This is a genomic window from Blastopirellula sp. SH421 (assembly GCF_057808535.1).
The window spans coordinates 4,300,912-4,326,498 of the sequence record NZ_CM173712.1 but is presented as its reverse complement, the minus strand read 5'-3'; the positions used below and the strand labels follow the sequence as shown (position 1 = coordinate 4,326,498).

Annotated in this window: 23 protein-coding genes; 15 read left to right on the top strand and 8 right to left on the bottom strand. The window is 55.3% G+C overall.

What is annotated here, in order from left to right:
• Nucleotides 1-7 precede the first annotated feature (7 nt).
• Nucleotides 8-970, bottom strand: coding sequence for a proline racemase family protein (locus SH421x_RS17525; protein WP_488850890.1), 963 nt, complete (start codon nucleotides 968-970; stop codon nucleotides 8-10).
• An 11-nt stretch (nucleotides 971-981) separates the two neighbouring features.
• Nucleotides 982-1,884 (bottom strand): dihydrodipicolinate synthase family protein, encoded by a 903-nt coding sequence (locus tag SH421x_RS17520; protein WP_488850889.1) that lies wholly within the window; start codon nucleotides 1,882-1,884, stop codon nucleotides 982-984.
• A gap of 139 nt (nucleotides 1,885-2,023) precedes the next feature.
• Between SH421x_RS17520 and SH421x_RS17515 the strand changes: the two genes are divergently transcribed.
• From SH421x_RS17515 to SH421x_RS17500, 4 genes are all read left to right on the top strand, one after another.
• The gene (locus SH421x_RS17515; protein ID WP_488850888.1) at nucleotides 2,024-2,884 is read left to right on the top strand and encodes a GntR family transcriptional regulator; all 861 of its coding nucleotides are present in this window, start codon (nucleotides 2,024-2,026) and stop codon (nucleotides 2,882-2,884) included.
• A gap of 175 nt (nucleotides 2,885-3,059) precedes the next feature.
• Complete coding sequence (locus SH421x_RS17510; protein WP_488850887.1) at nucleotides 3,060-5,723, top strand: AMP-binding protein; 2,664 nt, start codon at nucleotides 3,060-3,062, stop codon at nucleotides 5,721-5,723.
• Between the two features lie 39 nt (nucleotides 5,724-5,762).
• Nucleotides 5,763-6,527, top strand: a complete 765-nt coding sequence (locus SH421x_RS17505) for an ABC transporter ATP-binding protein (protein ID WP_488850885.1) — start codon at nucleotides 5,763-5,765, stop codon at nucleotides 6,525-6,527.
• On the top strand, nucleotides 6,508-8,109 hold the full coding sequence (locus tag SH421x_RS17500; protein WP_488850883.1) for an ABC transporter permease/substrate-binding protein: 1,602 nt from the start codon (nucleotides 6,508-6,510) through the stop codon (nucleotides 8,107-8,109). The genes SH421x_RS17505 and SH421x_RS17500 overlap by 20 nt, the downstream gene beginning before the upstream one ends.
• Nucleotides 8,110-8,224: 115 nt before the next feature.
• On the opposite strand, the gene SH421x_RS17495 is transcribed toward SH421x_RS17500, so the two are convergent.
• Together SH421x_RS17495 and SH421x_RS17490 are read right to left on the bottom strand one after the other, a co-directional pair.
• Entirely contained in the window at nucleotides 8,225-8,887 is a 663-nt protein-coding gene (locus tag SH421x_RS17495; protein WP_488850881.1) for a 3-keto-disaccharide hydrolase, read from the bottom strand.
• 95 nt (nucleotides 8,888-8,982) lie between these two features.
• Complete coding sequence (locus tag SH421x_RS17490; RefSeq protein ID WP_488850880.1) at nucleotides 8,983-10,047, bottom strand: PA0069 family radical SAM protein; 1,065 nt, start codon at nucleotides 10,045-10,047, stop codon at nucleotides 8,983-8,985.
• A gap of 183 nt (nucleotides 10,048-10,230) precedes the next feature.
• Between SH421x_RS17490 and SH421x_RS17485 the strand changes: the two genes are divergently transcribed.
• Nucleotides 10,231-11,103, top strand: a complete 873-nt coding sequence (locus SH421x_RS17485) for a S1 family peptidase (protein WP_488850879.1) — start codon at nucleotides 10,231-10,233, stop codon at nucleotides 11,101-11,103.
• A gap of 3 nt (nucleotides 11,104-11,106) precedes the next feature.
• Here SH421x_RS17485 and SH421x_RS17480 read toward each other — a convergent pair whose 3' ends face one another.
• On the bottom strand, nucleotides 11,107-11,985 hold the full coding sequence (locus SH421x_RS17480) for an SMP-30/gluconolactonase/LRE family protein (RefSeq protein ID WP_488850877.1): 879 nt from the start codon (nucleotides 11,983-11,985) through the stop codon (nucleotides 11,107-11,109).
• Between the two features lie 289 nt (nucleotides 11,986-12,274).
• Here SH421x_RS17480 and SH421x_RS17475 point away from each other — a divergent pair, with 289 nt between their 5' ends.
• On the top strand, nucleotides 12,275-13,228 hold the full coding sequence (locus tag SH421x_RS17475) for a 3'(2'),5'-bisphosphate nucleotidase (protein ID WP_488850876.1): 954 nt from the start codon (nucleotides 12,275-12,277) through the stop codon (nucleotides 13,226-13,228).
• 69 nt (nucleotides 13,229-13,297) lie between these two features.
• On the opposite strand, the gene SH421x_RS17470 is transcribed toward SH421x_RS17475, so the two are convergent.
• Nucleotides 13,298-13,762 carry a cupin domain-containing protein gene (locus SH421x_RS17470; protein ID WP_488850875.1) on the bottom strand — a complete coding sequence of 155 codons (465 nt, stop codon included), beginning with the start codon at nucleotides 13,760-13,762 and terminating at the stop codon, nucleotides 13,298-13,300.
• A 400-nt stretch (nucleotides 13,763-14,162) separates the two neighbouring features.
• Here SH421x_RS17470 and SH421x_RS17465 point away from each other — a divergent pair, with 400 nt between their 5' ends.
• The 9 genes from SH421x_RS17465 (at nucleotide 14,163) to SH421x_RS17425 (ending at nucleotide 23,650) form a co-directional block, all read left to right on the top strand.
• On the top strand, nucleotides 14,163-14,702 hold the full coding sequence (locus SH421x_RS17465; protein ID WP_488850873.1) for a sigma-70 family RNA polymerase sigma factor: 540 nt from the start codon (nucleotides 14,163-14,165) through the stop codon (nucleotides 14,700-14,702).
• A complete protein-coding gene (locus SH421x_RS17460; RefSeq protein ID WP_488850872.1) occupies nucleotides 14,699-16,129 on the top strand; it encodes a hypothetical protein in 1,431 nt (476 codons plus the stop codon). The genes SH421x_RS17465 and SH421x_RS17460 overlap by 4 nt, the downstream gene beginning before the upstream one ends.
• A gap of 308 nt (nucleotides 16,130-16,437) precedes the next feature.
• A complete protein-coding gene (locus tag SH421x_RS17455) occupies nucleotides 16,438-17,421 on the top strand; it encodes a DUF1559 family PulG-like putative transporter (RefSeq protein WP_488850870.1) in 984 nt (327 codons plus the stop codon).
• Nucleotides 17,422-17,524: 103 nt separating this feature from the next.
• Nucleotides 17,525-17,983, top strand: a complete 459-nt coding sequence (locus SH421x_RS17450) for a hypothetical protein (protein ID WP_488850869.1) — start codon at nucleotides 17,525-17,527, stop codon at nucleotides 17,981-17,983.
• A gap of 302 nt (nucleotides 17,984-18,285) precedes the next feature.
• Entirely contained in the window at nucleotides 18,286-21,018 is a 2,733-nt protein-coding gene (locus SH421x_RS17445) for a hypothetical protein (protein WP_488850868.1), read from the top strand.
• Between the two features lie 621 nt (nucleotides 21,019-21,639).
• Nucleotides 21,640-22,041 (top strand): hypothetical protein, encoded by a 402-nt coding sequence (locus tag SH421x_RS17440; RefSeq protein WP_488850866.1) that lies wholly within the window; start codon nucleotides 21,640-21,642, stop codon nucleotides 22,039-22,041.
• Nucleotides 22,042-22,328: 287 nt separating this feature from the next.
• Nucleotides 22,329-22,565 carry a hypothetical protein gene (locus tag SH421x_RS17435; RefSeq protein ID WP_488856510.1) on the top strand — a complete coding sequence of 79 codons (237 nt, stop codon included), beginning with the start codon at nucleotides 22,329-22,331 and terminating at the stop codon, nucleotides 22,563-22,565.
• Nucleotides 22,495-22,740 (top strand): hypothetical protein, encoded by a 246-nt coding sequence (locus tag SH421x_RS17430; protein WP_488850865.1) that lies wholly within the window; start codon nucleotides 22,495-22,497, stop codon nucleotides 22,738-22,740. Before SH421x_RS17435 ends, SH421x_RS17430 begins: the two co-directional genes overlap by 71 nt.
• A gap of 166 nt (nucleotides 22,741-22,906) precedes the next feature.
• Entirely contained in the window at nucleotides 22,907-23,650 is a 744-nt protein-coding gene (locus SH421x_RS17425; RefSeq protein WP_488850864.1) for a hypothetical protein, read from the top strand.
• A 194-nt stretch (nucleotides 23,651-23,844) separates the two neighbouring features.
• Here the strand turns inward: SH421x_RS17425 and SH421x_RS17420 are convergent, their stop codons facing one another.
• Nucleotides 23,845-24,837: an SHD1 domain-containing protein gene (locus tag SH421x_RS17420; protein ID WP_488850863.1), complete on the bottom strand. Its 993-nt coding sequence runs from the start codon at nucleotides 24,835-24,837 to the stop codon at nucleotides 23,845-23,847.
• A gap of 277 nt (nucleotides 24,838-25,114) precedes the next feature.
• Nucleotides 25,115-25,429 (bottom strand): Rieske (2Fe-2S) protein, encoded by a 315-nt coding sequence (locus tag SH421x_RS17415; RefSeq protein WP_488850862.1) that lies wholly within the window; start codon nucleotides 25,427-25,429, stop codon nucleotides 25,115-25,117.
• Between the last annotated feature and the right edge of the window lie 158 nt (nucleotides 25,430-25,587).

The following is a 25,587-nucleotide window of genomic DNA, read 5'->3' as shown; positions in this document are numbered from 1 at the left end:
GACGGATTTAGCGGGTTTGAATGCCCAGCGCAAAGCGATCGGCTGGGTCAATGATCAACTGAGAGACGGCCGTGACAAAAGCGGATCCCCGAATGGTCGGTACGATCTGGCCATCGATTAAATCATAGCTGGCTTGGAAAATGCTGCCAGTGATTGATTGTTGACGCCAGAGTTGTCCCGGCGCCAATTTGCCTTCGGCGGCGAGCACGGCGACCTTGGCCGAGGTGCCGGTGCCACATGGCGAGCGATCATATTCGCCCCCAGGGCAAAGCACAAAATTGCGCGAGTCGGCGACCGCTTCGCTGCTGGGGTGACCATACAGTTCGATGTGATCGATCCGCCCTTGGTTTGCGCCGGTGATCTTTTGCTTGTCCAGCGTTTTGCGAATCGCTTTGGTAAACCAAAGTAGCTCGTCCCGGTCCGCGTAGTTCAGCTCCATTGCCGGCGATTTGACCAGAAAGAACCAGTTGCCTCCATAGGCGACGTCGCCGATAACGCTGCCGTACCCGGCCACATCCAGTTGTAGGTCGGCTTGATGACGGTAGCTGGGGACATTGCGGACGCTGACTTCTCCGTTGTCATGCAGCGTTGCCAGGATGTCGCCAACCGGGGTTTCGATCAGATGCTTCCCAGGCCGAATGCGGCCTTGGTGGGCCAGCGTCGCGATCACGCCGATCGTGCCGTGCCCGCACATGCCGAGGACATCCACGTTGTTAAAGAAGATGACCCCGGCGGTGGCGCGGGGATTGACCGGCGGCGTGAAGATAGCGCCAACCATCGCCTCGGAGGCGCGCGGTTCGGTACAGGTTGCAGTGCGAATCCAGTCGAACTTTTTTTTGAAGAGGATTCGCCGCTGTGACAGCGGGCCAGTTCCTAAGTCCAGCTCGATCTCAATAACGCGAGTCGGCTCGCCCCCGGTGTGTGAATCGACCACCGAGAGCGTTGTTACCGATTGGGGAAGCTTGGCCACAGGATCCCCTCTTAGGCGGTTAGTACCGGTCGCGTGTTGATCGCCTTACGGATGATGCCGAGAACCTTGTCCCGTTCTGGGCCGATCAAAGCGAGCCGCGGCGGACGCGTGGTCTCTGTCCCATAGCCGCATTCGGCGACCGCCAGTTTGATGTACTGCACCAGCTTCATGTCGGTATCTAGGTGGAGCAGGGGAGTGTACCAGCGGTAGACTTCGACCGCTTCGGCGTAGCGGCCTTCGCCCGCCAGATCCCACAGCAAGCGATTCTCGGCCGGAAATGCGTTGACCAGCCCCGAAACCCAACCGTCGATCCCCAGCACCATGCTTTCGAGCACGACGTCATCGACGCCGCAGAACAACAGGTACCGATCGCCGCAGACGTTACGGAGGTCGGTGATGCGGCGGGTATCTTCGGTCGACTCTTTGATCGCGACAAACTTTGGCTCATCGGCCAGTTCGGCAAATTCCTCAGGAGTGATATCAACTTTGTAGGCGATCGGGTTGTTGTAGATCATGATCGGCAAGTCCGACGCCGCGGCGACCGAACGGAAATGGGCGGCCGTTTCGCGACTGTCTGAGCGATAGACCATCGCCGGCAACACCATCAGCCCATCGACCCCAATCCGAGCTGCATCGGCCGCAAATCGGCAGGCCGTTTGCGTGGTATACTCGGCGACTCCGGTCAAAACCGGAACCCGACCATTGATATGCGCGACGACGGCGCGGAGGACTTCCAGTTTTTCCTCGTAATCAAGCGAGCAGTTCTCGCCGACGGTCCCCAACACGATCATTCCATGCACGCCGGCATCGATCATCGAGTCGAGATGCCGCAATGTCGCGGGAATGTTCAAAGAGAAATCAGCGTTGAACTGGGTTGTCGCTGCCGGAAATACTCCGCTCCAATCGACTTTCATTCGGTCTGTCCTTCGGACGAACAAGGATGTCTTTTGTGTACAAAGACATGTTACGCAATCTGGTTCGCTTCGTCAATTAAATTGCTTAAAATCTTAAGTTCCACCCATTGGAACTCCTTACCCCTCTAGGATTTTGCCTGTGTCGTTGTCTGATCGAATCGCGGAAGAGCTTTCGGACCGCATCAACGCTCACGAATCGTTGCCTGAACCACTTTCGATCGCGAATGTCGCCCGGGCCTTTGAAGTTAGCGCCTCTCCGGTGCGGGCTGCATTTGAGCAGTTGGTCGCAGAGGGCTTGCTGATTCGGGACGCGACAGGGCGGCTGACCCCCAATCCTGTACGCCGTCCGAAGCCTCGCCCAAAACGAGCAAACGCTACCGAAGCGTCGCTGGAGGTGCGGATTCGCGAGTTCATCATTCGCCGGAGTCTCGCGGGGGATGAGTCATTTTTGCGCGAGGAAGCGACTGCCGAGCATTTTGCAATCAGCCGAACCGTCTTGCGGCATTGGCTGGGGAAACTAGCTGGGCAGGGCTTTGTACAGCATGTCCAACGTCGAGGCTGGCGCAGCCGAGCGTTTTTGACCAAAGATTTGGAGTATTACTCCGAAGTCCGCGAGATGCTGGAACTGATGGCCTTGCGGTCAGTTCGAGACCAATTGGATACCGAGCTGCTCACCGAAATGCTAGCCGGTAATCAGCCGCTGGCCGATGGAACGCCGCAGATCGACAACCGCCTGCATCGTTATTGGATTGATCTTTCTGGAAATCTATATATCCGGGACTTCTTTGATCGACACGGGGTGTTTCACGCTGCGATCTTTGACCTGGCGACAACCGAGACGTCGGCCGTCACCGAGATGGCCGAGCAGCATTGCGTGATCCTGCGCTCGTTATTGGCGCGAAATTGGAAAAAAGCGGAAGACATGCTATCCAAACATATTCGCGCCCAGATCCCACGCGTGGAAAAGATGTTGGTCCAGATTCGGTCCGAAAGTCAGTAGTTGCGGACGTAATTGAGGGGCATTCGCCTGGATTCTCGTGCGCGGCTCGGGTTATAAACGTGGTGGCAGCTTGGGAGCTTACGCGATTTTTTGCCATTTTTCTTAGCCCTAGCCCTGGTCGTTTACGCCTAAGTAAGCGGTGGTCACGAAGCTACTTACGAGGAATCATCGACCGATGAACGGTCTATTGCAAAAAATCATGTGGGCGATGTTGCGGTTTTTGCTGCGGTTTCGCTATCGGGTCGAACTGCACGGCTTGCAAGAATTGCGCGATGTCCAAGGCCCTGTCTTGGTCCTCCCCAATCATCCCGCCTATGTCGATCCGCCGCTGGTCTTGAGCCATCTGCGGTTTGGGCGTTCGCTGCGACCGCTGGTCTTTACCGATACCTACCGCAGTTGGATTTTTCATCCCTTTTGCCTGGCGAGCAACGCGTTTGAAGTCCCCAATCTGAAAAGCCATAGCCGCGACGCGCATCGCCAGACGACCGAAATGATTGATCGGGTAGTCGCCGGTGTGGAAGCAGGCAACGACTTTTTGATCTATCCCTCGGGCCGGTTGAAACGTCAAGGAACCGAAATGATCGGCGGCGCACGCATGGCGTACGAGCTGCTGAAGCGGTGCCCTGACTTGCAAGTGATTTTGGTACGGACCGACGGGATGTGGGGTAGCCGCTTTGGCTGCGCCCAAACCGGCGGCGTGCCGGATCTCTCGGGCGCAGCGCGCATGGCGCTGTGGAGTTTACTTTCGAGCTTGTTATTTTTTGTGCCCAAGCGAAAGGTTTCGATCACCGCTCAAGCGGTGGATCGCAGCCAACTGCCGCTGGAGAGCAAAGAATCGCTCAATCGCTATCTCGAAGCTTGGTACAACGCACACGGCGGCGAAGAGCCCACGTTTGTTCCGTACAATCCGTGGTTTGGCCCGCGTGAGTTTGACTTTGACGGCGTCCAACGCGAATTCACGGTCGACGCCGATGCGGTGCAGCCTGCCACCAAACAGGCGATCGCCGAGATGCTGGTCGAACATCTAGGTCGTCCCTTGGACCCGTCGGAGACAGGTCCGGCGACCACCTTAGACGCGCTGGGGCTTGATAGTCTCGAGCGGATGGATATGGCGCTCGAAATGGAGCGTGAGTTCGGCTTTCGCAGCAATCACGTTCCAACCACGATCGGCGAAATGTGGCTGTTGGCCGAAGGGCAACTAGCGTCCGACGAGAGTGATGAAGCGGTGGTCCCTGAGGTTTGGAGCAAGCCGCCGAAAAATGACGGAACCGTCCCCCGAGCGCTGGCCGAAACGTTGGCCGAAGCGTTTGTGCTGCGAGCACTAGAACGCCCCGACGCGGCCGCCGTCGCCGATCAACTCTCTGGCGTGCTGACCTATCGCAAGTTGCTGACCGGCGCGACGCTCCTTTCAAAACGGATCGCCCAGTTAGAAGGGGACGCCATCGGCATTTTGCTGCCGGCGTCGGTCGCGGCTGATACGGTGTTTCTGGCGATTCAATTGGCAGGCAAGTTGCCGGTCATGTTGAACTGGACCACCGGCGACGCAGGCCTGCGGCACGCGGTGGAGAAGTTGGAAGTCAAAAATGTGCTGACCTCACAGCGATTTCTCGATCGACTCGGCATCGAAGTCCCCGGCGCCAACATTGTCAGTCTCGAAGAGATGCGCGGCGGAATCGGCAAATGGGAGCAGCTCTCGACCTATGCGGCGACCTACATCGCACCCAGATCGTTTGTCCGTAGTCTGCCAAAAATAGACCGCGATGCACCGGCGGCCATCTTGTTTACGTCAGGGTCCGAGGCGCTGCCCAAGGCGGTTCCGCTGTCGCATCGCAACTTGATCGCTGATATCAATGCCGGCGTCAATCTGATTCAGTTTGGTCAAAGCGATATTTTGTTTGGCTTTTTGCCCCCGTTCCACAGCTTTGGTTTGACCGCCGCCTTTTTGATGCCGGTGTTGACTGGGATCCGCGTGGTTCACTATCCCGATCCGACCGACGCGCGGGGCTTGGCCCGCATCATTCGCACCTACGGCGCGACGCTGATGTTCGCGACGCCTACCTTTTTGCAGTACATCTTTGGCGTCAGCACGGCGGAAGATCTGCAGACGCTACGGACGGTGATGGTTGGCGCCGAGAAATGCCCTGACGCGCTGCACGATCGGTTTGAAGCGACGCTGCCCGATGCGGTGCTGGTCGAAGGGTACGGCATCACCGAATGCTCGCCGGTGGTATCTGGATGTCGCCCCACCGAGCCGCGTCGCGGTTCGATCGGCAAGCCTCTGGACTGCGTCGAGATGTTGATCGTCCATGCCGAAACGCATCAGTTGCTTGCCGATGGCGAGACCGGACTGCTGCTGGTCCGCGGCGAGAGCATCTTTAGCGGCTACTTCAAGCATGATGGCCCGCAACCGTTTCTCGAAGTCGCCGGCGGCACGTGGTACAACACCGGCGACCTGGTGATGAAAGACGCAGACGGCTTCTTTCACTTTCGCGGTCGACTGAAGCGATTTTTGAAAATCGGCGGCGAGATGGTTTCGCTGCCAGCGCTTGAAGAACCGCTCGCCAAAGCATTTCCGATCGGCGAAGCAGGACCGCGGATCGCCGTCGAAGGGATCGAACTGGACGGGGGACGAAAGATTGTGCTGTTCACTTGTGAAGAGATTTCGCTGCGTGACGCGAATGCATTGATCCGCGAAGCCGGCATGCAGGGAATCATGCGACTTGATGAAGTCCGCCGGGTCGATCAGATCCCTGTGTTGGGAACCGGCAAAACCGACTACCGCACGCTGCGCAGTTGGATCAACGACATGCCGAGTTCCGCCGATCAAAAATCGGCGTAACGTTGGGCCATCGACCGTTTACTGGGGGGATACTACGTCATGATCGCTTTAGATAACGTCTGCAAATCATGGGACGGCGGTAAGTCGTTCGCGGTGCAACAGCTTTCGCTGCAGATCGAGCCGGGCGAAGTTCTGGCATTGCTCGGGGGTTCTGGATCGGGCAAAAGCACGACCGTCAAAATGATCAATCGCCTGATCGAACCAACCTCAGGCAGGATTGAAATCGATGGCGAAAATGTGGTCGAGCAAGATCCGGTGCTGTTGCGGCGGCGGATTGGCTATGTCTTTCAAAGCATCGGTCTGTTTCCGCACATGACGATTCTTGAGAACGTCTGCATCTTACCCAAGATGTTGGGGCATAATCGGCAAGCGTATTGCGAGAAAGGTTCGAGCCTGCTGGAGATGGTTGACTTGCCGGCCGCGCAGTTCGCCGACCGCTATCCGCATCAACTCTCTGGTGGCCAGCGACAGCGGGTTGGGTTTGCGCGAGCGCTTGCGGTCGATCCCAAGGTGATGCTGCTGGACGAACCGTTTGGCGCCCTCGATCCGGTGACCCGCGATAGTCTGCAATCCGAGTTTATGCGGTTGCAACAGGAACTGGGTTTTACCGCTGTGATTGTGACGCACGACATGGCCGAGGCGCTGCTATTGGCCGACAAAATCGCGGTGATGCGAGACGGCAAGTTGTTGCGGTTTGGTACGCCGCGCGATTTGCTGTTGGACGCCGGCGACGACTATGTCGCGCAGTTGCTAGAGACGCCTCGTCGGCATGGGCGATTGATCCATGATTTGGAAAACAACTAGATCCTCCTTCACGCAAAGCCAGATCGACATGCCAACGTCCGAGATATTCGAACAGCTCCAGTTTCTGCCGCAGCGTCTGATGGGGCACATCTTTCTCTCTTTCATGGCGCTGCTGATCGGCGGTGCGATTAGTTTGCCGCTCGGAGTCTGGTGCTCGCGTCGCAAGCAGGCCGAGCGTATTGCACTGACCGCGGCCAGCATCATTCAAACCATTCCGAGCCTGGCCCTGTTGGCGGCGATGGTGTTTGCTTGGGGGAAGATTGGCTGGTTTCCGGCCTTGGTGGCGCTGGTGTTGTATAGCTTGTTGCCGATGCTGCGCAATACGATCACCGGCATTCAATCGGTCGATCCGGCTTGTTTAGAAGCGGCGCAAGGCCTGGGGATGAACAACTCCCAGCGTTTGCGGATGGTTGAACTACCACTTGCCGCCCCCACGATTGTCGCCGGCATTCGCACCGCCGCAGTCTGGGTGGTTGGCGCAGCGACCATCGCACAGCCGGTCGGAGCAACTAGTTTGGGCAACTACATTTTCGCCGGTCTCCAAACGCTCAATCCCGTGGCGTTGGGCGTTGGTTGCTTTTTTTCAGCCGCTTTGGCGCTGTCGATTGATGCGTTGCTCGGCATGCTAGAGATCGCAGTGCAATCGCGCAGTCGCAAGCTGGGTCTGGGAGCGGCGGCGGGGATCGTAGCGATCGTGGTCAGTCCGTTTTTGATTGCGCTGTTGCCGCTGGGGCAGAAGAGCTACGCGTCGCAAGGGCCGCGTGACATTGCCGCGGCTTCCAAGTTTGACGATCGAACTTATATCATCGGGGGCAAAGGTTTTACCGAGCAGCGAATCTTAGCCCTGGCGATTCAAGAGCAGCTTGCGCAAGTTGGACGCCAGGTCGAACTGAAAGAAGGGATCGGCTCGGCGGTGATCTTTCGGGCACTGGAGACTGGGCAGATTGACTGCTACGTCGACTACAGCGGCACGCTCTGGGCCAATGTGTTGGGGCGAGACGAGTTTGTTTCGTCGCCAGAGATGTTGATTGATTTGGCGACAGAGTTGAAAGCCGATCATCAGGTCTATTCGCTCGGGACGCTTGGGTTTCGCAACGACTATGTCTTTGTGATGAAGCAGGAAAAAGCGTCCGAACTGGGGATCAAAACGCTTGACGATCTCGCCAAGCATGCAGACCACCTGAACGCCGTGACCGACATCGAATTTTGGGAGCGTCCTGAATGGGCCCGCGTGCGCGACGTCTACCAGTTTGACTTCAAAAAGAAGCAGTCGATGGATGCGACGTTGATGTATGGCGCAATCGCCAACGACAAAGCCGATGTGGTGGTCGCGTTTCGAACCGATGGGCGAATCGCCGCAGGCGGCTTGGTCGAGATCGCCGATCCAGCACGCGCCTTGCCGCCGTATGACGCAATTTTGTTGGCGTCTAAACGACTCGTCGAAGATCCCGTCGCCGTCGATCAATTGGTAAAGCTGGTCAACTCGATCTCAACCACAGCCATGCGAGACGCCAATCAAGCAGTCGACACCGCAGGCACGCCCCTCTCAGCCGCCGCCAAGCGGATCATGCCAAAGCAATAAGCCGAAATGCTGCGGCGTTCGGGTTCGATTCATCGGCGCCCACCAAGCAGCGGCGCAAAAAACAAGAGGGACGCGGTTTGGCGTCCCTCTTGTTTTGCATTTTCCGATCAGCAGACTACAGCTGCTTGATACGAATGTTCTTCCAGCGAACTTCGTAAGGGCCTTGGTCTTTGCCGATGCCGTGGACTTGCAAACCGATAAAGCCGGTCGGGTGCGTCTTGTAGATTTCGGCGTCGGTCAGATCTTCGATCGCTTCACCGTTGATGAAGGTCTGAATCCGCGGCCCCTTGGCGACGACGCGATAATGGTTCCACTCGCCATTCTTGAAGTGGTCGTGCGGCTTCAAGCGAGACTCAGGGGTCAGCCAGCCGCGGCCGGTCGCTTCGCCATACACGTAGCCAGCTTCGCCGGTACTTTTTTCAATTTCAACCTGCGGACCGTTGACGCGACCAAACTTTTCGTCCCCTTTGGCCTTGGCGGTTTGCGAGCGAATCTGCACGCCGCTGTTCAAACCGTCATCGCATTTGACGTCAAATTCGATCTCGAAGTCGCCGTAATCTTTGTCAGTGCAGAGAAACGAGTTGGGGCTGCCAACTTCGGTCTTGCCGCGGATGATCCCGCCTTCTTCAACCACGTAACTGGCGGTGCCGTTCTTTTGTGTCCAGCCGGTCAAGTCTTTGCCGTTAAACGGTTCGATCCAGCCATCTGCGGCCGATGCAACGCCGGTAAGGCCAAACATCAGCGCGGTCAGCAGCGCCGGGAAGATCATCTTACGCATTCAGTTTTCTCCAAATTCACAGGGCGGGGGTTCATCGATGGGGGAGGGCAGTAGGCCGTATTATGACCCGAAGCCAGTCGACTGGCAACTTGCTGCTAGAACAAGCTCCGCTGTCGGCCGTTGGGATCGGGACGGCGAAACTGGGTGGTATCGAGCTTCAAATTGCTGCGATCCAACTGATAACGCTTCTTGAAAAGGCGAAACGTTTGCTGGATCTGATCGGCGAAGATCCCTGCTCCTCGCATGCGATCGCCAAACTGATTGCTGGTCAGCTCTCCGCTGCGAACGTCACGAATCCGCGACTCGACGCGTTCTTTCGCTTCAGGGAGATGCTGGTCGAGCCAGTGCAGAAAAATCTCTTTGACGCCGTGCGGCAAGCGGAGCATCGTATAGCCAGCGCCCACCGCGCCGGCGGCAGCAACCGCTTCCAGAATCTTAGGGATCTCGCTGTCGTTCAGCCCCGGCACGATCGGCGCTGTCAGCACATGCACCGGAATGCCAGCGGCCGATAGCTCACGGATCGCGCGCAGGCGGGCGGTGGGGCTGCTGGTCCGCGGCTCTAGCTTGCGGGTCAGCGTCTGATCTAGCGATGTTACGCTGATGTTGACCTGCACCAAATTGCGGGCCGCCATGTCGGCCAAGATGTCGATGTCTCGCGTGACCAGGGCATTTTTGGTGATCAGGCCGATCGGTTGGTTGGCTTGATTGGCCACTTCCAGGCAAGCGCGAGTAACGCGAAACTGCCGCTCTGGCGGCTGATAACAATCGGTGACGCCAGACATGACGATCAGCTCACAACGATAGCTGCGCTGCGCCAGAAACTTGCGAAACAGGGCCGCCGCATCGCGCTTGACCATGATCTTGGTCTCGAAATCGAGACCAGCACTAAAGCCGAGGAACTCGTGATAGGGGCGCGCATAGCAATAAGCGCACCCATGGACGCAGCCGCGATACGGATTCAGACTGAAGCGGAACGGCAAATCGGGGCTGTTGTTTTCACTGACGACCGATTGTGATTGATCGTCAAAAAACTGGGTCGCCAACTTGTGCGGCGCCGTGTCGACGTCCGCCGTTTCCAGATGCTCCCAATCATCTTCGACCGCCAACCGCTCGAAACGATTGGTGGGATTAAAATCTGTGCCTCGGCCGATGACATCCATAACAGCTTTCTCGTGAGCGGAATAACTTCTTTTGTAGTGAACGCGTGTATACTTTGCAAGCCGGTTTTTGGGAAGAATTTGTCACCTTCCCCGACTTCTTCACTTCGCCGCTTTGCTCGCCTCAGTTTTGGACTAAGTTGAAGGAGCACCTTCTTTCGTCAAAATTCTTCAGAGCATCCACCTGTGAATCGTTTGCCGCTGCTTCTTTTAACGGCCTGTTTGGGCGCTCTGTGGCTGGGATCCGAGCTGCAGGCGAAGCCAGGCGACAAGACGTTGGTCGCCTCGTCGGTATATCGTTTGGGGGGCAAGGGGTCAAATGCGACCGGTTGGGTTGTCCAACGTGTTGATCCCATGGATGCGACACAGACCCAGTATTGGCTCGTCACGGCAAAGCATGTGCTGGCCACCATTAGCGGGGAGCATGCAGAGTTGACGCTGCGGAAGTTCGACAAAGAGAAAGATCTGTGGGAGCGAGCGCCGTTGCAACTAAAAATCCGCGACGGCGAGAAGAAGCTCTGGACCGAAGCGGACAATTTGGACGTCGCCGTGATGCGATTGCCCGGTGCGCTGGATCCAGCCGTTGATGCGATTCCGTTTGAGTGGCTCTCGCCCGCGAGTGACTGGCAGGCGTTGCCAATCGAAGCGGGACAAATGGTTCGCTGCGTCGGCTTTCCGCATGCGTCGCAGTTTAATCCCAGCAAAGCCGGCTATCCCATGGTGCGGCTGGGCTGCATTGCATCGGTCACGCGTGAAAAAGAGCCGATGTTTTTGGTCGACTTTAATACGTTTGAAGGTGACAGCGGCGGACTCGTTTATCTAGAGACCTCCGACGGTGCGATCAAAGTGATCGGGCTCACCCGGGCTCAGCACTTTTTGGACGAACGCTACAAGTTGGTCTACGGCGAAGGGCTGATCCGGCAGCGACTTGGCCTCTCGATCGTCGTGCCGGCCGAGGAGATTCGCCAACTTATCGAAGCTCCTGCGACCAATGAAGCGCCGACCAAACAAGAATCCAAAGTCGAAGAAACAATCAAAGCGGCAGCGTCGGATAAATGACGCCTAATAAGCGAACTTAACGCCGGCCCTGCCGGTGACGCCGACGTCGGCGACAAAGATGCCGCCGGCCAGCGCTTGGCCCGCTTGCTGTTCGGCCGATAGTCCTTGTCGTGCACAGGTGATGTACAGCCGATCCAGATTCGGGCCGCCAAAGCAGCACGACGTGACGTTTTCGCACGGTAGGTCAACTTTGGCCAACAGCTTGCCGGTAATGGGATGCCAGCGGCTGACGCCCCATCCGCTCCAAAGTGCGACCCATAGCATTCCTTCAGCGTCAATCGTCATCCCGTCAGGCTTGCCCATATCATGCGGAATGTCGAACGCTTTGCGGCGATTGCTGATCGCGCCCGATTCGACGTCATAGTCGAACGCGTCGATCTGTCGTGTCGCCGTATCGATATAGTAAAAAGTCTTCTCGTCGTGCGACCAGGCGAGCCCGTTAGAGTTGGTTACTTTCTCCACCACGCGACGAAGTTGCAGCGTTTCGTCCAGCATGTAGAGACTCGCTTCTGCAGTTCGCTGATCCGAGATCGTGCCGCCAAACAAGCGCCCCCGCGGATCGCATTTGCCGTCATTGAAGCGCGTGGTCGGAATATCACTTTCGGGATCGACCAGCGGGATGATCGCGCCGCTTTCGACATTCAGCCGGACTAGGCCGTGGCGCGTCCCGGCGATCACATCGCCTGAAGTGGTGGGGATCGCAAAACCAACTTGGCAGCCCATCGACCACGATTCGTTCTTGCCGGTAACCGGATCCCAGCGATTGACCAGATGTCGCTCGATATCGACCCACCACAATTTGCCCAGATCGGCGTCCCAGACGGGGCCTTCGGCCAAAATTGCTTTGCCGTCAAACGCACAATTCGCTTTTACCGTTTGCATCGACTATTCTCCTTCCGACGGCTCGCCCCTTGGGGAGTCGTCGAGATTCGCTTATTCTGGCTGTTTCTTCCGGGAGTCGCGACTCAACCTGGCTCATCGTCTAACGATGAATTCGGGGCGCCACGACTCTGTGGGCCGTGCGGGTTAGCGGGATGTCTTTGCCCGCGGCAGCAAGGCTTACAGAGTCGCGGCACCCGCGATTCTAGGTCTGATGCGGCGCCGGTGCTAGGCGTCGCTACCAGCGACCCGGCCAAGTTTTCTTCTTCCGATCTAATTCAAAGCAAAACGCATGCCTGCTTACCAGCGTGAAGTTCAAATTGCCCTCGAAGCCGTCACCTCGGCCGCGGTCCTGTGCCAGAACGTCCGCAACGGAGATGATTTTGTCGCGCTGGCCAAATCCGACCGCAGCCCGGTCACGGTCGCCGATTTTGGAAGTCAGGCGATCGTCTGTCGCGCAATACGGGCCGCGTTTCCGGATGATTTGATAATCGCCGAGGAAAACGCCGATGCGCTGCGGACCGACGAACAATCGTCGCTGCGAGGCCGCGTGGTCGCCGAAGTGCAACGCATTGTTCCCATCGCGGACAAAACGCAAACGCTGGCTTGGATCGATGCTGGCGTCTGTCGTGACGCCGCACCGCGCGTTTGGACGCTCGATCCAATCGATGGCACCAAAGGCTTTTTGCGCGGCGGGCAATATGCCGTGGCGCTAGCGTTGATCATCGATGGACAGGTCGAAGTCGCGGCGCTCGCATGCCCTGCACTGGATGAAGCAGGCGGTATTTTTTGGGCAGTTCGCGGCGCAGGGGCTTTTCAGCGAACCAGCGACGGAGACCAAGCGATTTCGGTCACGGCGACCACCAATTCGGCCGAAGCGGCCCTCTGCGAGTCGGTCGAGTCAGGCCACAGCGACCATGATCAATCGGCCCAGATCGCCAAGACATTGCAGATCGCGCGACCCAGTGTGCGGATGGATAGCCAAGCCAAGTATGCCGCCGTGGCCCGCGGCGACGCCGATATCTATTTGCGATTGCCCACGATCGCCGGCTACGAAGAAAAAATCTGGGACCACGCCGCTGGAGCGCTGGTCATCACCGAAGCCGGCGGCAAAGTCACCGACATTGACGGCAAGCCGCTCGATTTTTCGATGGGTTCCACCCTGAAAAACAATCGTGGAGTAGTCGCGACGAATGGCAAATTGCACGACGCCGTGATCGCGGCGATCAAATCTGGAAATGTCTAATGACGAAGGACGAATGAGTAACATCCTTCATTCGACATTCGTCCTTAGTCATTCGTCATTCAGCCGTCCTTAGTATCCAGACGAATCCCCATGCTGCTCGACTCCTTTCGTCACCTTCTCGCCTTGGATGCCGGCGTAAAAGACGAGGATCTCGGCGTCGACTTTGCCGTTGTTTTTTCCCCAGTGCGGCTTGTTGACCAATTCAATCAAAGAGTCGCCAGCTTTCAAATGTTTGGAGAGGCCGTTCTCGGTATGGACGTCGAGTTCGCCGCGCAGCAGAACCCCGGCGTTGATCACCGGATGGATGTGAAGCGGGGTTTGCTCTCCCGCCGGAATAACGATTCGCAAGATTGTGATCTCCGGCTGACCAGCCGGGTAAGCCGGTAGCGGCTTGCCATCCCACGCATCGGTCGACTTGGCGAGCACCGTAACCTTGAGCGGTCCCCCATCTTCATGCGCCCAGGCAGCAATCCCCAAGCCGCCAACCAGCGCAAGCCCGAGAGCAAACAAACAGCAGCGCGAGAACCGATTCATGGGAAATCTTTCAGGAGATAGCAAGCAGGGCAGGATGACGAAGCAGGCAAGTCTAGCATCTGTGGGAAGTCCTGAGGAAATCGTTGCTGAAGGGAATCTCTGGCCCAAACCGACCTTACCCCGTCTATCGAACCAATGGGAGACAATTACTGCGTCAATCGACCATCTACTTGTTTGCCCTGCTCATTCGTGGAAGGTTCGGAAAGAGCCCGGCTGCTGGAACCTGACAGAAAGGTCGAAGCTTCGGCAAGACGGAAACCTTGCCGCGGCTGGGGGTTTTGTTTCAGCAGAATAATGCAAGTTTTTTCCAATTTCCATGAAAGAAATCTGGAAGTCGGGTTAAGTATGGGAAGAATAATGCATTTCTGATTCCGCTTTCCCGCCCATCCGACCCTCGCCCATGAACTCTAGCGATAGCCAGTTTACAGACGAAGATTTTGTTCGCCTGCTAACTACCTATCATAGCCGCATTCTGCATTACATCTGCTCGCTAGTGTCCAATCGGACCCATGCCGAGGACGTGATGCAGGAGGTGTCGATCGCGCTGTGGGAGAAGCGAGATCAATACGACCCGGATCGTAATTTTTTTGTCTGGATGCGTGCTTTCGCCAAGGTGAAAGTGTTGACGTATTATCGCCAGCAGTCTCGCGCTCCATGTCAACTGACGGAAGAGACGGTGCAAAAAATCTTCTCTCGAGTCGACTCTAACCAGCATGCAGTCGAGGATCAATTGGTCGCGCTGCGTAGTTGTCTTCAGCAACTCACAGACGAGCAGCGGCTGTTGCTGGCAAAGTTTTATGCACCGATGGCGGATGTCGAAATCATCGCCGAGGAATTCAACATTCGGCCGAGCACCGTTTACGTGAGGGTTCATCGTATTCGTAAAACGTTGCTGCAATGCGTCCACCAGAGTTTGGCCCGCCTAAGAGTTCTCGCATGAATTCCTTTCTTCCAGACAACTCGCCCGAACTCCCCCAGCTCTCTGACCAAGACTCAGACCTGATTGGACGCTGCGTCTCTGGGACTGCGACTCCCGAAGAATGGCGCGCGCTGAACGACTTGCTCGACTCAGACGAAGATGCACTCACGTACTTTGTCGCCTATACCGACTTAAACGCGTCGCTTGTCATCACCTCGCCCGATATTCATCAGCAGGCGACGGCGCCCGCGTACGCAGCTTCCTTGGATTTGCAAGGCGCGCTGCGCAAAAAAACGATGGCGACCATGCTCTACGTGGCCTGTTCTGTAATCGTTTTACTGCTGGCGTTTATCGTGCGGACCAAGTTCGCTGCGCCAGACGGCCCGATTGCTCGCATCTCATTTTCTAGCGCCAGCGACTTGCAAGTGATCGATGGAGCGCACTCCAACCGAGAGATCCTCGCAGGAGGCTCTATCTGCTTTTCGGATGGCTCTGTCGGCATTTGCTTGGCTGCCGGCGTCGATTTGGTAATTGAAGGGCCTGCCGAACTTCAGGTATTGCATCGCAACGCTTTGCGGCTTGTCTCAGGTCGATTGATCGCCGACGCCCATGGCGCTGCCGAAGCGATCTCGATCGAAGCGCAACGCTGCACGGTGAACGATCAGGGAGGTCGGTTCGGCCTAGCCTCGTTTGCCGGGCAACCTGACAGCATCGCTGTATTTCAAGGACACATGACCGTCGCCCAAAAAAAGAATGTTCAGCTCTTGCGCAAGGGGGATGCGATTCAGATCGACAATAGCGGAAAGATTTCACGGCTATCGTCGGTCGTCGCGGGGCTGTTTCCTGACGAACGCGATATTAATCGCACTTCGTATCAATCGGGGTTAATTGAATCGGTTCAGGACAACATCATTGACGACGCAGTCTATGGTTTCTATCAGGTAGCCCCCAAAGGGTTCGGCGAAGACGCGTTTGCCTATGTCGATCGGAACCATCAGTGGAACGGGATTGGACCCGAGGCGATTCCCGAGTTTCTTCAAGGCGCCGAATACGTGAAAACGATGGATCACGATCGAATCTACGATAAGGCGTTGCAAATCGATCTTACGCTACGCGCCCCGGCGAACGTCTATATTCTCTATACCGAATGCTTTGTGGTACCAGACTGGCTCCGGCGCGATTACGTTGACACCGGGTTTCGGGTCGGTCTGGACGAGGGCCCTTATTTTGATCCCCGTCTAGGAAGCGATCAGCATGCTCATACAGAACTTGGCGTGGGCCCCAATTGCAGCATCGAAAGCAACTTTTCGGTCTGGTCCCGAAGGGTCATCCAAGCCGGAACGATACGCCTAGGCGGAGTCGATTGCCGGCGAAGAGAACTGCCAGCTCCCGAATACGGAAAGCACGATGGTTCCAATATGTATGGGATCGTCGTAACGCCTCTCTAGGCGTGGGAGATTCGACGTAGTACGGCGAATCAAAAGTCGAGCAGATCAATTATTTCGGTAAAAAAGGTTTAAGTTCATGAAAGAAATACCGCTGATGGGTTAAGTAAGTCTGAAGCGGTTTTAAAGCTTGGCCTGCGACTTTTGTTCTATTACGCCGCCGTTCTTCACGATTTACAGCCCTCCTATTCAATTCTAAATGATGCTTCTCGTTGTATTCTGCGCCTGCGCGGCAAGCAGATCTCTTTTTGCCGAACAAGCATGGATCATCCTTCCCATATTCAATCATGTCTGCCGTAGGAAATCTTTCTATGAAATCAATCCGAGCCCGAGGGTTTACCCTCGTTGAGTTATTGGTGGTGATCGCAATTATCGGAGTCTTAATCGCTCTTCTGTTGCCTGCGGTGCAACAAGCTCGTGAAGCCGCACGTCGCATGCAGTGCAGCAACAATCTAAAGCAGATGGGATTAGCGCTGCAAAATTATCACGATACCAACCAGGTATTTCCGCATGGCGACGAAGGCCTATCAGGCTCGTGGGGAAGCAATTGGCGTTTACGTATTATGCCGTTTTCAGAGCAATCAGCGCTTTACGAGCGATGGCGATTTGGCAACGGGCATGGTTGGAATGGCACGACGATCGGACAAGCGAACCGAGCGCTGATTGACGGTTTTACGGTGAGTTGGGGCGAATGCCCTTCGAGCCCGTTAGAACGCTTCTTGGTCAACAGCAATAACAACCTCTTTCAATTCTCCTATTTCGGCATCTCCGGCGCCGAAAACAGTCCTGATGGAACCTTTGTTAGCAGCACGCGAAACGTCGCCGCGCCTGCCGATAACAATCCTGGCGGAGTCTACACGGCGGACGGAATGTTGCCGGTGAATGAGACGATCGGCATGCGTCATTGTACCGATGGGACATCGCACACTCTGATCGTCGGCGAGATCGCAAACCAGACTTTTAATGCGGCGCGAACATCAAAAGGCGATCGCCGCCCTGGCTACTATTGGGGTTGGCAGATGGGAGCTCCTGATGCTAGGAACCGCGCAAATACGTTCGTCTCGGCTTCCACTGTCACGCTCCGCTATTCTCCGAATGCCGATGTTTTGGACCAGGACGGGGTTGGTTCTGGCGGAGGTTGGCGACGTAACACGCCGTTAACCTCGGCTCATCCCGGCGGTGCGCTAGGCGTGTTCGTCGACGGCAGCGTGCAATTCATGCCAGACACGATTGACCTGAACGTCCTCACTTTTCTTGGCGTTCGTAACGATGGTCAAGTGACGTCCAGCCTGTAACGCAAGACACCGGAATCGGAGAAATTCGCCTCCTTTTCTCGATGTTTTGCAAGGCTGCGGACTCGTTCTTCATCCCCCATTTTGCTGAAAGGCGCAGTCGCCAATGTTGAATCGAAAGTCGCTCAAGCTCTCATCGTTCTCGGCGTTCTCGGCGTTCGTGGCGCTCGGTCTCCTGCTGACTGGCTGCAGCAATGCTGGATTTAGTGGGCCAACCGGTACTGTGAGCGGTACGTTAACCTATCAGGGCAAGCCGATTTTGCCGGGCATGATTGTGACATTCATCGCCTCCGAAGGTTTCATCGCCGCTGGAAACACAGACGCAGACGGCAACTTTACTCTGTTGTTTAAAGGATCTGAGCAAGTTCCTGTTGCGTATTACAAAATCCAAATTGCGCCTCCTCCGCGTGAAGAAGGGGCTCACTTTGATATGACGGCTTCTTCCCAAACGCCAAGAGTGCCGATTCAATTGTTCCCGCCAAAATATGGCGCCAGTTCAACGAGCGGCCTGGAGGTCGAAGTCCGCGAGGGAGAGAACCTGCCGCTGGTCATCGACTTGAAGTAAGCGTTACGTTGGTTTGACACTCCTATCCATCAGTCAAGATGCTTCTGATAAACGACGTCCTTCTGCTGCAGATAACGCTCTCGTTTCAAAAGAACGGCCACTCCTAGCCTGCCCAGTCTCCATCTTCATCCCTGCCAAACCTGGCAATTTGCTAGGCGTTGTCTCGAAATATGCGCCAACATGCCTAGGGAACTGCTAAGTCCTAAATCACAAACGCGAATTACGTCACGCTCGCTTCGCTTGAAACGAGTCCGCTATATCGTTACTTACCTGAACGACCATCCCTGAGAAGAATTTCTGATATGCACATCGATCGAAGCCGTCGGCAGACCATGTCACGGACATTTCCTAATTTACGCGATCTACTCGGACGCTATTTGACCAACTGCGCAGTGGTCCTGGGCCTGATCGTTTTGTCGCCCGGGATACTGCATGCGAAGACGTCGGAGACGGTCCACATCGTGCTGAGTGACGAAATTTCGAAGCCCGTCGAACATGCCTGTCGAGCGCTGAAAACGGTCCTTCAGGACCAATGCGCAGCGGTCGAAGTTGGCGCAGAGTGCGATCTTAACGCTGACGTAAATTTGATTATCGGCATTCCCGGCAATAGCGGACTGATTGACCAATTGCTCAATGAGCAACAACTTTCTGTTCCCGATGACGCCGAGTCGCTGTTGGTCGCCAAAAGTTTGAAAGCCAACGGAACTCATGTCCTGATCGCTGGTCGTGATCCCCGCGGGACTGCCTATGCCGTTTGGGAGATCACCGAGGCAATCCGCTTGACGCATGATCTGACCTCGATATGTGACGCCATCCAGGACTGCCGAGAATCCCCCTACCTGAAGGTTCGGAGCGTTACGAAGCAACTCTTCAACCAAGATGTCGAGCGTGACTGGTACGAGAGTGAAGAGTACTGGCATTGGTACTTTAGCATGCTCGCCAAAAATCGCATCAACAACTACTCGCTCACGTTCGGCCACAATACCAACTACATGATTCCTCCGTATGCGTGGATGCTTCAAGTATCTGAATATCCGGACGTACTAGTCGCCGGGATGACGAACGAAGATCGAGACCAATACTTGCAACGCTTCCGACGCATTACCGAGATCGCGCACGAACACGGTGTCGATTTTACCTTAGGCCTGTGGACTCAATTACCGGTCGTTGAAGTCCGCGAAGGGCTGGACTTTGGCGAATCGCCGGTGATCAATCTCCCTGAAGGAACAGCCCGGGCCAAATACTGTGCGAAAGGGCTAGAGCAACTGCTGAAACTATGTCCGGCAATCGACGGCGTTCAATTACGGATGAATCTAGAAAGCGGGATTCCGCACGAACAGCAAGAGCAATATTACCAAATGCTCTTTGAAGGGATCGCCGCATGCGGTCGTCCCGTTAAGCTGGACTTGCGCTACAAAAGTCTTAGCCAGCAAACGATCAATCTGGCGCGAGAAGCAGGTTTGGAAGTCAACGTTTCGACAAAGCATTGGTGCGAGCACATGGGGCTTCCCTACAATCCGGCTTCGCAAGACATCGCCTACTCGGCCAGTCGTTATGGGTTCGGCAGCATGCTGCACCACGATCGCAACTACAGCGTCACTTACCGACTATGGAACGTGGGAACCTCGCGGATTTTGCTCTGGGGAGATCCGGGCTATGCGTCGCGTTTTGCACAAAGTTGTACCTTAGGGGGCGGAGAAGGATTCGAGGTATTCGTTCCCCTTTCCAATCAAGGCTATGGCAACGCGCCAGGCGCATGGCGTGTTCTCGCGCATAAATCGCTCGAGCACTATCGTTGGGAGCAGCAGCGTTACTGGGGCTTTTATATCGCATTTGGGCGATTCGGATACAATCCAGATACTTCGCGCGAGGTTTGGTCGCGTGAGTTCGCCCACCGCTTTGGCGAAGCAGGCGTTCATGTTGAGAAAGCCATGCAAGCGTCGAGCCAAGTACTTCCTTTGATTACCGCGACGACGCAGTTCAGTGCGAACAATTGGCGTTTCTGGCCAGAAATGATGACCTGTATGCACGTTGACGCCTATCGTGCGATACAGCCTAGCGACTACGCGCAATTTTACGCGATCGCACCTTATGCAAGTCGTCAACAATGGCGTTCTGAAGACTGGGCTTCCAAGCATTCGGCTTACGTAGAGGATGCCATCCAAGGCAAGCTGAACGCCAAATGGACGCCGATTCAGGTTAGTCAGTATCTCACTCAACTTGCCGAGGAAACAGATGCAGCGCTCGTCGCCGCAGCAAAGCTTCTCAATAGCGATGGTGGAATGGCCAAAGAGTATCATGCGACGCAGATCGATCTGAAAGTCGTCGCCTTGCTGGCGCGCTACCACGCCGAAAAGAAGATGGCTGCGGTTCAGCTCGAATTCTTCCGCATAACCAAAGATAAGCTTCGCTTAAAACTTGCCTGGCGGCATATCCAGGCTACTCAGCATCATTGGCGAAAAATCGTCGACCTCACCTGCGATCATTACTACGATGACATGGTGCTTGGGTTTTCCAAAGAGCACAATTCGGATTTCGCCAGCCGATTGCAAGAACATATCGGTCATTGGCAAGATCGACTGCCGGACGTCCAGACAGATCTCGATTTCGTGGCGCATCTGATGGATCAAAACGGGATCAGCGATCGAGAACTCACGGTCGAAGAAACGCAAGCGATGAAACGCTATCCCGGCGAAAAACCGTTTGATTCGCGAATCTCGATCACGCACCAGCGCATCCAATCCACCTTGCCAGGCCAAGCAGTTTTTATGGAGGTTCGCGTGGCGAGCAATCATCCCGTTACGACCGTTTCCGTCTATTATCGCCCGCTCAGACAAACTGCTTCGTGGAAACGAATCGGCATGACGGAGGAGGGGAAAGATGGAATTTATCGAGCGAGGATCCCAGCAGACGGAATTGAGCCCAAGTTCGACTTGCAATACTACATCGAAGTCCTCGATGCGGAAGGAGGCTCGCTTTGGCCTAATTGGCAGCACGAAACTCCGTATGTCGTCGTGCCGGTGATTTCTCCCTAGCACCGGCGCCATGGCCACGCAAAGCCGTAGTGATGGCGTCTGTGTCCCGAAAACGACCCGCGTCCCCTTATTAATCACGCTTTAGATTTTTTGGTGCGGCTCCATGTTCGCAGTATTAAGCTTGGAAGAGCGGGACGCTATCTGAAATATTTGGTGTGATGTTTTTTTTGCAGGGCGTAAGACATGCTCTTTCCGCGAAGACGCGGTAAGAGCATGGCGCCGGGCTTGTGGACAGACCGTCTTCTTGGATGGAACAATTCCAGCGGGAGGGCTGCCGGGTGCCACGCAAATTTAAGAGAGTTTCGCCACGGCAACTTCGCCGCCCCGACCGCAACGAACCGCGACAAGTCAAGCGAAGACCAAAAGCGTATAAAATAATGCAAACGCCCCGAAATCGTTACGCAACAGCGGCTTAGAGTGAAGCTCGTGCCATTCAGTCCTGACACCTTTTCTAATCCCATCTTTTCTAATCCAAGGTGCTGTAGTGTACCTTGCTCCCCAAGAACGAATTACATGGCTGCAAAACCCGTCGTTCCGTCAAGCCTTGAGGAACATACAAACCAATACTCGTGTAATGATCCGTTTTGTTCCTGTGCCTGGATTTAAAAGCCGGAGGTAGTCTTGGCCCTTAATGTGCACATGCTAATCCACCTTTCCGCCCCTCTGCCTGGCGACATGATTCAACTACTGCGCCGTGATTTGTGCGCGCGATTTGGCAACGACTGTTTTGTGGCAGGTGAGGATACCATCGATGAGCGTTTTACGCCTCTCGCCATTGTGGATTCGATTGCGGACATAAGCGATCTCCTACCTAATACCGGTCAGTGGCTGGAAATGAATTTAGCCCTTCGCTACTTCGGCCAAGGTTATAAGAAAGGAGACATCCACCGCATATTGGCAATTGCACAGTGGATTGAACTACATATTCCTGGAGCCTGTATCTGGTATGGAAATGACTCTGACGAAATCACTTTAAGGAGAATGGACGAGGCTTATCGCCGGGAATTGCTCGCGTTGACCTAGGCGAAGAAAAGGGGGCGGTGAAGAAAAGGTGTCAGGACGAATGGCAGGAGCTTAAAGCCTCCGCCCCAGCATCCGGCAACGGGCGAAAGTTGCTAACGCAAGGTCTTGCGATAGCATGCCGTGGGCTTTGCAACTTAGCGAGCTAATTTGAAAAGACGGCGGAGCTTCGCTGAGTTGGTGGTGTAACAATCGCCGCTTCAGGAGGCCCCGCGGCGCCCGATCAGTTTAACGCTTCACCGCAGGAAGTACAAAGCAAGTTCCGTAACGTTTCGATCTTCGTCAGCGAGTTGCTGCTGCCCAGCGGCGTTGTCGCCGCGATCTGTCAAGAGATCGGCTTCTCGTTTCGTCAGCGCATCGATTTGCCGATCGTCGTTGTGTGGATGTTCGTGATGCAGGTCCTGTCAGCCGATCCTATGGCAAGCGGAGTTGCATATCCGGAGCTTGAAAACGCAAATGCAAATGGATCACCTCCGCTGCAAAAGCCCGGCGATGGTTCAGAAGGAACTCCACTGCCACATGATTAGCTACAATCTGGTGCGGGCCGCGATGCTGGCGACGGCGCTGAAGTTTCGCCTGCCTCCCTGGCGACTCAGCTTTACCGGCGCGCTGCAAGCGATCGAAGAGTTCGCCGCCGTGCTCCGCTGGAACACGAAGCAACAAGAGTTCCAGCGGGAAAACGTTCTGCAAACGATCCGCTAACTGGAAGTCGGCGCCCGGCCCGACCGCAACGAAGCGCGAGAAATCAAGCGAAGACCGAAAGCGTATAAACTAATGCAAACGCCCCGAAATCGTTACGCAACAGCGGCTTAGAGTTAAGCTCGTGCCATTCGTGTCCTGGCGCCTTTTATTGACTGGAGGATGTTGCATGTTTCGAAATAAAATAGGCATTGCACTATTGTCCATACATGTTGCAAGTGTCGTAGGATCTGCCTTGAAGTTTCAGCCGGCAAGTTTTCTGCTTGGAATTCAAGTTTTTTGGTTCGGAATCATCGTTGGAAGAATTGGATGCCAGGGTGCAGGCAAGGCTTTTTTTGCTGTTGCTGTTAGCATGTATTTCGCGGCGATTATCTGGCTTTTCTGTGATGTGAGTATTCAAACAGCATTGTTGTTTGCATACTGCGCAGTGTCATTGACGGCTGTTCTTTCAAAGGTGTTCCATGGCGTGTGTGATCCTCAATTCGGAAGGAGTCTGAGGTTTACCGTTTTGGACATATTGTTTTTCACGGCGCTTGCTGCGGGGTGGCTTGTTAGCCTGTTGGCTCTGAAACCGGCGATTATTGTCGATGAAGACTCGATCGGGTATGTTACTTCGCGGTTGCCGAAATTTGTTGATCTCGTATCTTCCGCAGCGTTGTCGGCCCTAATAGCGAGCTGGCTCTGTTTGGGGCAGCGAAGCGACTCTTTCCGTGCTCGTCGTGCATCAGGCCTTGCTCTGTTGGGGATATTCATTCCCGTGCTTTATCCCGCAGCTTGGACGTTATGCGTAGAGTGGACGACCTTTGAAAGCTTTTTAGAGAATCTTGGAAGGTCATATGTATATTTTTTCATATTTTCGACGCTGGTTGGTGCGATGGCGTGGATGTCGGAGTCGTTAGCTGCCAATGACTAGCGGAGAAAAAGAGAGGGAAATCAAAGGGCCGTCCTGTGCAAAAAGTAGGATCGGAGAAGAGGAAGCCCGATGAGGCCTTCCTTACCCTATCGCGAAAAAATAGCAGTTGGTCACTGCCATCCAACCGTCCCCTTTTCTCTGCTTGCAGCTCTTTTCATTTTCCCCGTCGCTTATTTTCGACGGGACAGGACCGACTACTTCCGATTTGAGATCCACTCTTGGTCCGCTTCGCACAGTTTCTCTCGCAGGACCAGAATCGCACTTCCATCTTCTTTGATCAGTTTGACGTTATCGCCGATTACACTGCGGAAGGTTGCGACCAGCGAGAACTTGCCGCTGGCGTCGCGCCATTCTCTGGTGTTCTGTTCTTTGACTAGTTTTGCTTGATCCGCTTGGTAGAGGGACTCGCAATGTTTTTGCAGCCTATGTAGATGACGACCGAAGTGGAACAAATCGCTTTGCTGGCGGACCAAGCCCATCTGCACGGGATAGTTTGCGAATTCCATTACCTTGTTGGTCGCCCCACGCGAGGTTGTGTATTGCCGGGGCCCTTTCATGCGCCAGAGGGTTTCGGTGAAGTAACCTGGTGGCAAGAGCATATCGTCGGTCAGGCGCGAAGTGTTGACGCCAGAGATCCACGCTAGCTCTGCTTCCCCGCCGCTGTACCGCAGGAAGACTAATAAGTTTTGCCCGTCGACTACCTGTAGCACATCGCCCACGCAATTGATTCGGCCGATTTCGCCATCGTAGGCCACATTCTTGAAATACGGCTTGTTAACCAATTCCTCTAACATACTGCGGGCATAGACTCGCACCCCATCTTGTTCTTCCAGTTCCTTGGTGCTTAAGTCTTCTTGATCGCGTCGCGTTTTTTTGGGGCGACGTTGATCGCCGCGAGAGTCGTCTTCAGGCTTGAGGTTGCCGGTTTTTAGTCTTCGCGAGAATTCGCGGAAAGAGGCTTCCCAATCTCGATAAGAGACTTCTAAATAGTATCGGACGCCGGGATCGAGCTTTCGGTGGTCCGCTTCTGCCGCGACCAGTTTCCATAAGGTTCGATAGGCGGTGTCGGCATCACTTTCCGTCGCGATCGCAGTTGTCTCTGGAGCGCTAAGCAGCTGGTAATCGAGGTCTTGAGCGCGCGCGACAGCGGAAGACAGAAAGAGGAGGATGAAGATAAAAAGCCGCATTGCTGAGTCTCTTTGGCGGGTGGGAAGGAATCCCCATTATTGATGGATTAACACTGGCCTGTAAAGTGTAAATATCTCTGGGGGGAAGTGGGGTCCGCCGTGGGATGAAGCAGGCGTAATAAGGATGAGTGAGGATGAAGATTCTTGGATTGTGGAAGTGCAAAGCAGTTGATATCCCGTCCTTGGTCAGGGTGTTGAAGCTTATCCGCCTGCAGGCCAGGGGGCTGTGTTCTTCTCGCGAAGACGCGGTAATCGCCCAGGCGTCCGGGCCGCAGATTTAGAGTTCTGGGAGATCGACTTCGATTTGGTCGTCGATGATTCTTACTACGAAGGTCTGCAGATCGTAGCGTGGTTTGTTTTCGTCGAGATAGCGGCCGTCGCAGATGCGGAAGCGCCATTGGTGGATGAGACAGGTGACGACGCCGTTGCAGACTTCGCCGCGGGTGAGCAGGGCGCCTGAGTGGGGGCAATGCGCGTCGACGGCGTAGACTTGGCCGTCGACTTCAAACAGGCCGATCCACTGTTCGCCGACGACTCGGAAGAGAACTCCTGTTTGCAGGAGTTCGTCGAGACGAGCGAGTGGCCGGAACATGAGGTTGGCTAGGTGGTGCTATTTAATCGTTCGAGAAGAAACAGAACATGGAGCACACGGATAAATCACGGAATTACACAGTAGGAACCAAATCGAAAACTGGGCAATAGCCAACATCGCCAGCGAGGGAATGCGGAGGGCTACTTCGATCCGAGTTA

Excerpts from the sequence above, each read along its gene's own strand:
- SH421x_RS17520 (WP_488850889.1), bottom strand. The coding sequence starts at position 1,884 with ATGAAAGTCGATTGGAGCGGAGTATTTCCGGCAGCGACAACCCAGTTC.
- SH421x_RS17510 (WP_488850887.1), top strand. The coding sequence starts at position 3,060 with ATGAACGGTCTATTGCAAAAAATCATGTGGGCGATGTTGCGGTTTTTG.
- SH421x_RS17505 (WP_488850885.1), top strand. The coding sequence starts at position 5,763 with ATGATCGCTTTAGATAACGTCTGCAAATCATGGGACGGCGGTAAGTCG.
- SH421x_RS17500 (WP_488850883.1), top strand. The coding sequence starts at position 6,508 with ATGATTTGGAAAACAACTAGATCCTCCTTCACGCAAAGCCAGATCGAC.
- SH421x_RS17495 (WP_488850881.1), bottom strand. The coding sequence starts at position 8,887 with ATGCGTAAGATGATCTTCCCGGCGCTGCTGACCGCGCTGATGTTTGGC.
- SH421x_RS17490 (WP_488850880.1), bottom strand. The coding sequence starts at position 10,047 with ATGGATGTCATCGGCCGAGGCACAGATTTTAATCCCACCAATCGTTTC.
- SH421x_RS17480 (WP_488850877.1), bottom strand. The coding sequence starts at position 11,985 with ATGCAAACGGTAAAAGCGAATTGTGCGTTTGACGGCAAAGCAATTTTG.
- SH421x_RS17475 (WP_488850876.1), top strand. The coding sequence starts at position 12,275 with ATGCCTGCTTACCAGCGTGAAGTTCAAATTGCCCTCGAAGCCGTCACC.
- SH421x_RS17470 (WP_488850875.1), bottom strand. The coding sequence starts at position 13,762 with ATGAATCGGTTCTCGCGCTGCTGTTTGTTTGCTCTCGGGCTTGCGCTG.
- SH421x_RS17465 (WP_488850873.1), top strand. The coding sequence starts at position 14,163 with ATGAACTCTAGCGATAGCCAGTTTACAGACGAAGATTTTGTTCGCCTG.
- SH421x_RS17460 (WP_488850872.1), top strand. The coding sequence starts at position 14,699 with ATGAATTCCTTTCTTCCAGACAACTCGCCCGAACTCCCCCAGCTCTCT.
- SH421x_RS17455 (WP_488850870.1), top strand. The coding sequence starts at position 16,438 with ATGAAATCAATCCGAGCCCGAGGGTTTACCCTCGTTGAGTTATTGGTG.
- SH421x_RS17450 (WP_488850869.1), top strand. The coding sequence starts at position 17,525 with ATGTTGAATCGAAAGTCGCTCAAGCTCTCATCGTTCTCGGCGTTCTCG.
- SH421x_RS17445 (WP_488850868.1), top strand. The coding sequence starts at position 18,286 with ATGCACATCGATCGAAGCCGTCGGCAGACCATGTCACGGACATTTCCT.
- SH421x_RS17430 (WP_488850865.1), top strand. The coding sequence starts at position 22,495 with ATGCAAATGGATCACCTCCGCTGCAAAAGCCCGGCGATGGTTCAGAAG.
- SH421x_RS17425 (WP_488850864.1), top strand. The coding sequence starts at position 22,907 with ATGTTTCGAAATAAAATAGGCATTGCACTATTGTCCATACATGTTGCA.
- SH421x_RS17420 (WP_488850863.1), bottom strand. The coding sequence starts at position 24,837 with ATGCGGCTTTTTATCTTCATCCTCCTCTTTCTGTCTTCCGCTGTCGCG.
- SH421x_RS17415 (WP_488850862.1), bottom strand. The coding sequence starts at position 25,429 with ATGTTCCGGCCACTCGCTCGTCTCGACGAACTCCTGCAAACAGGAGTT.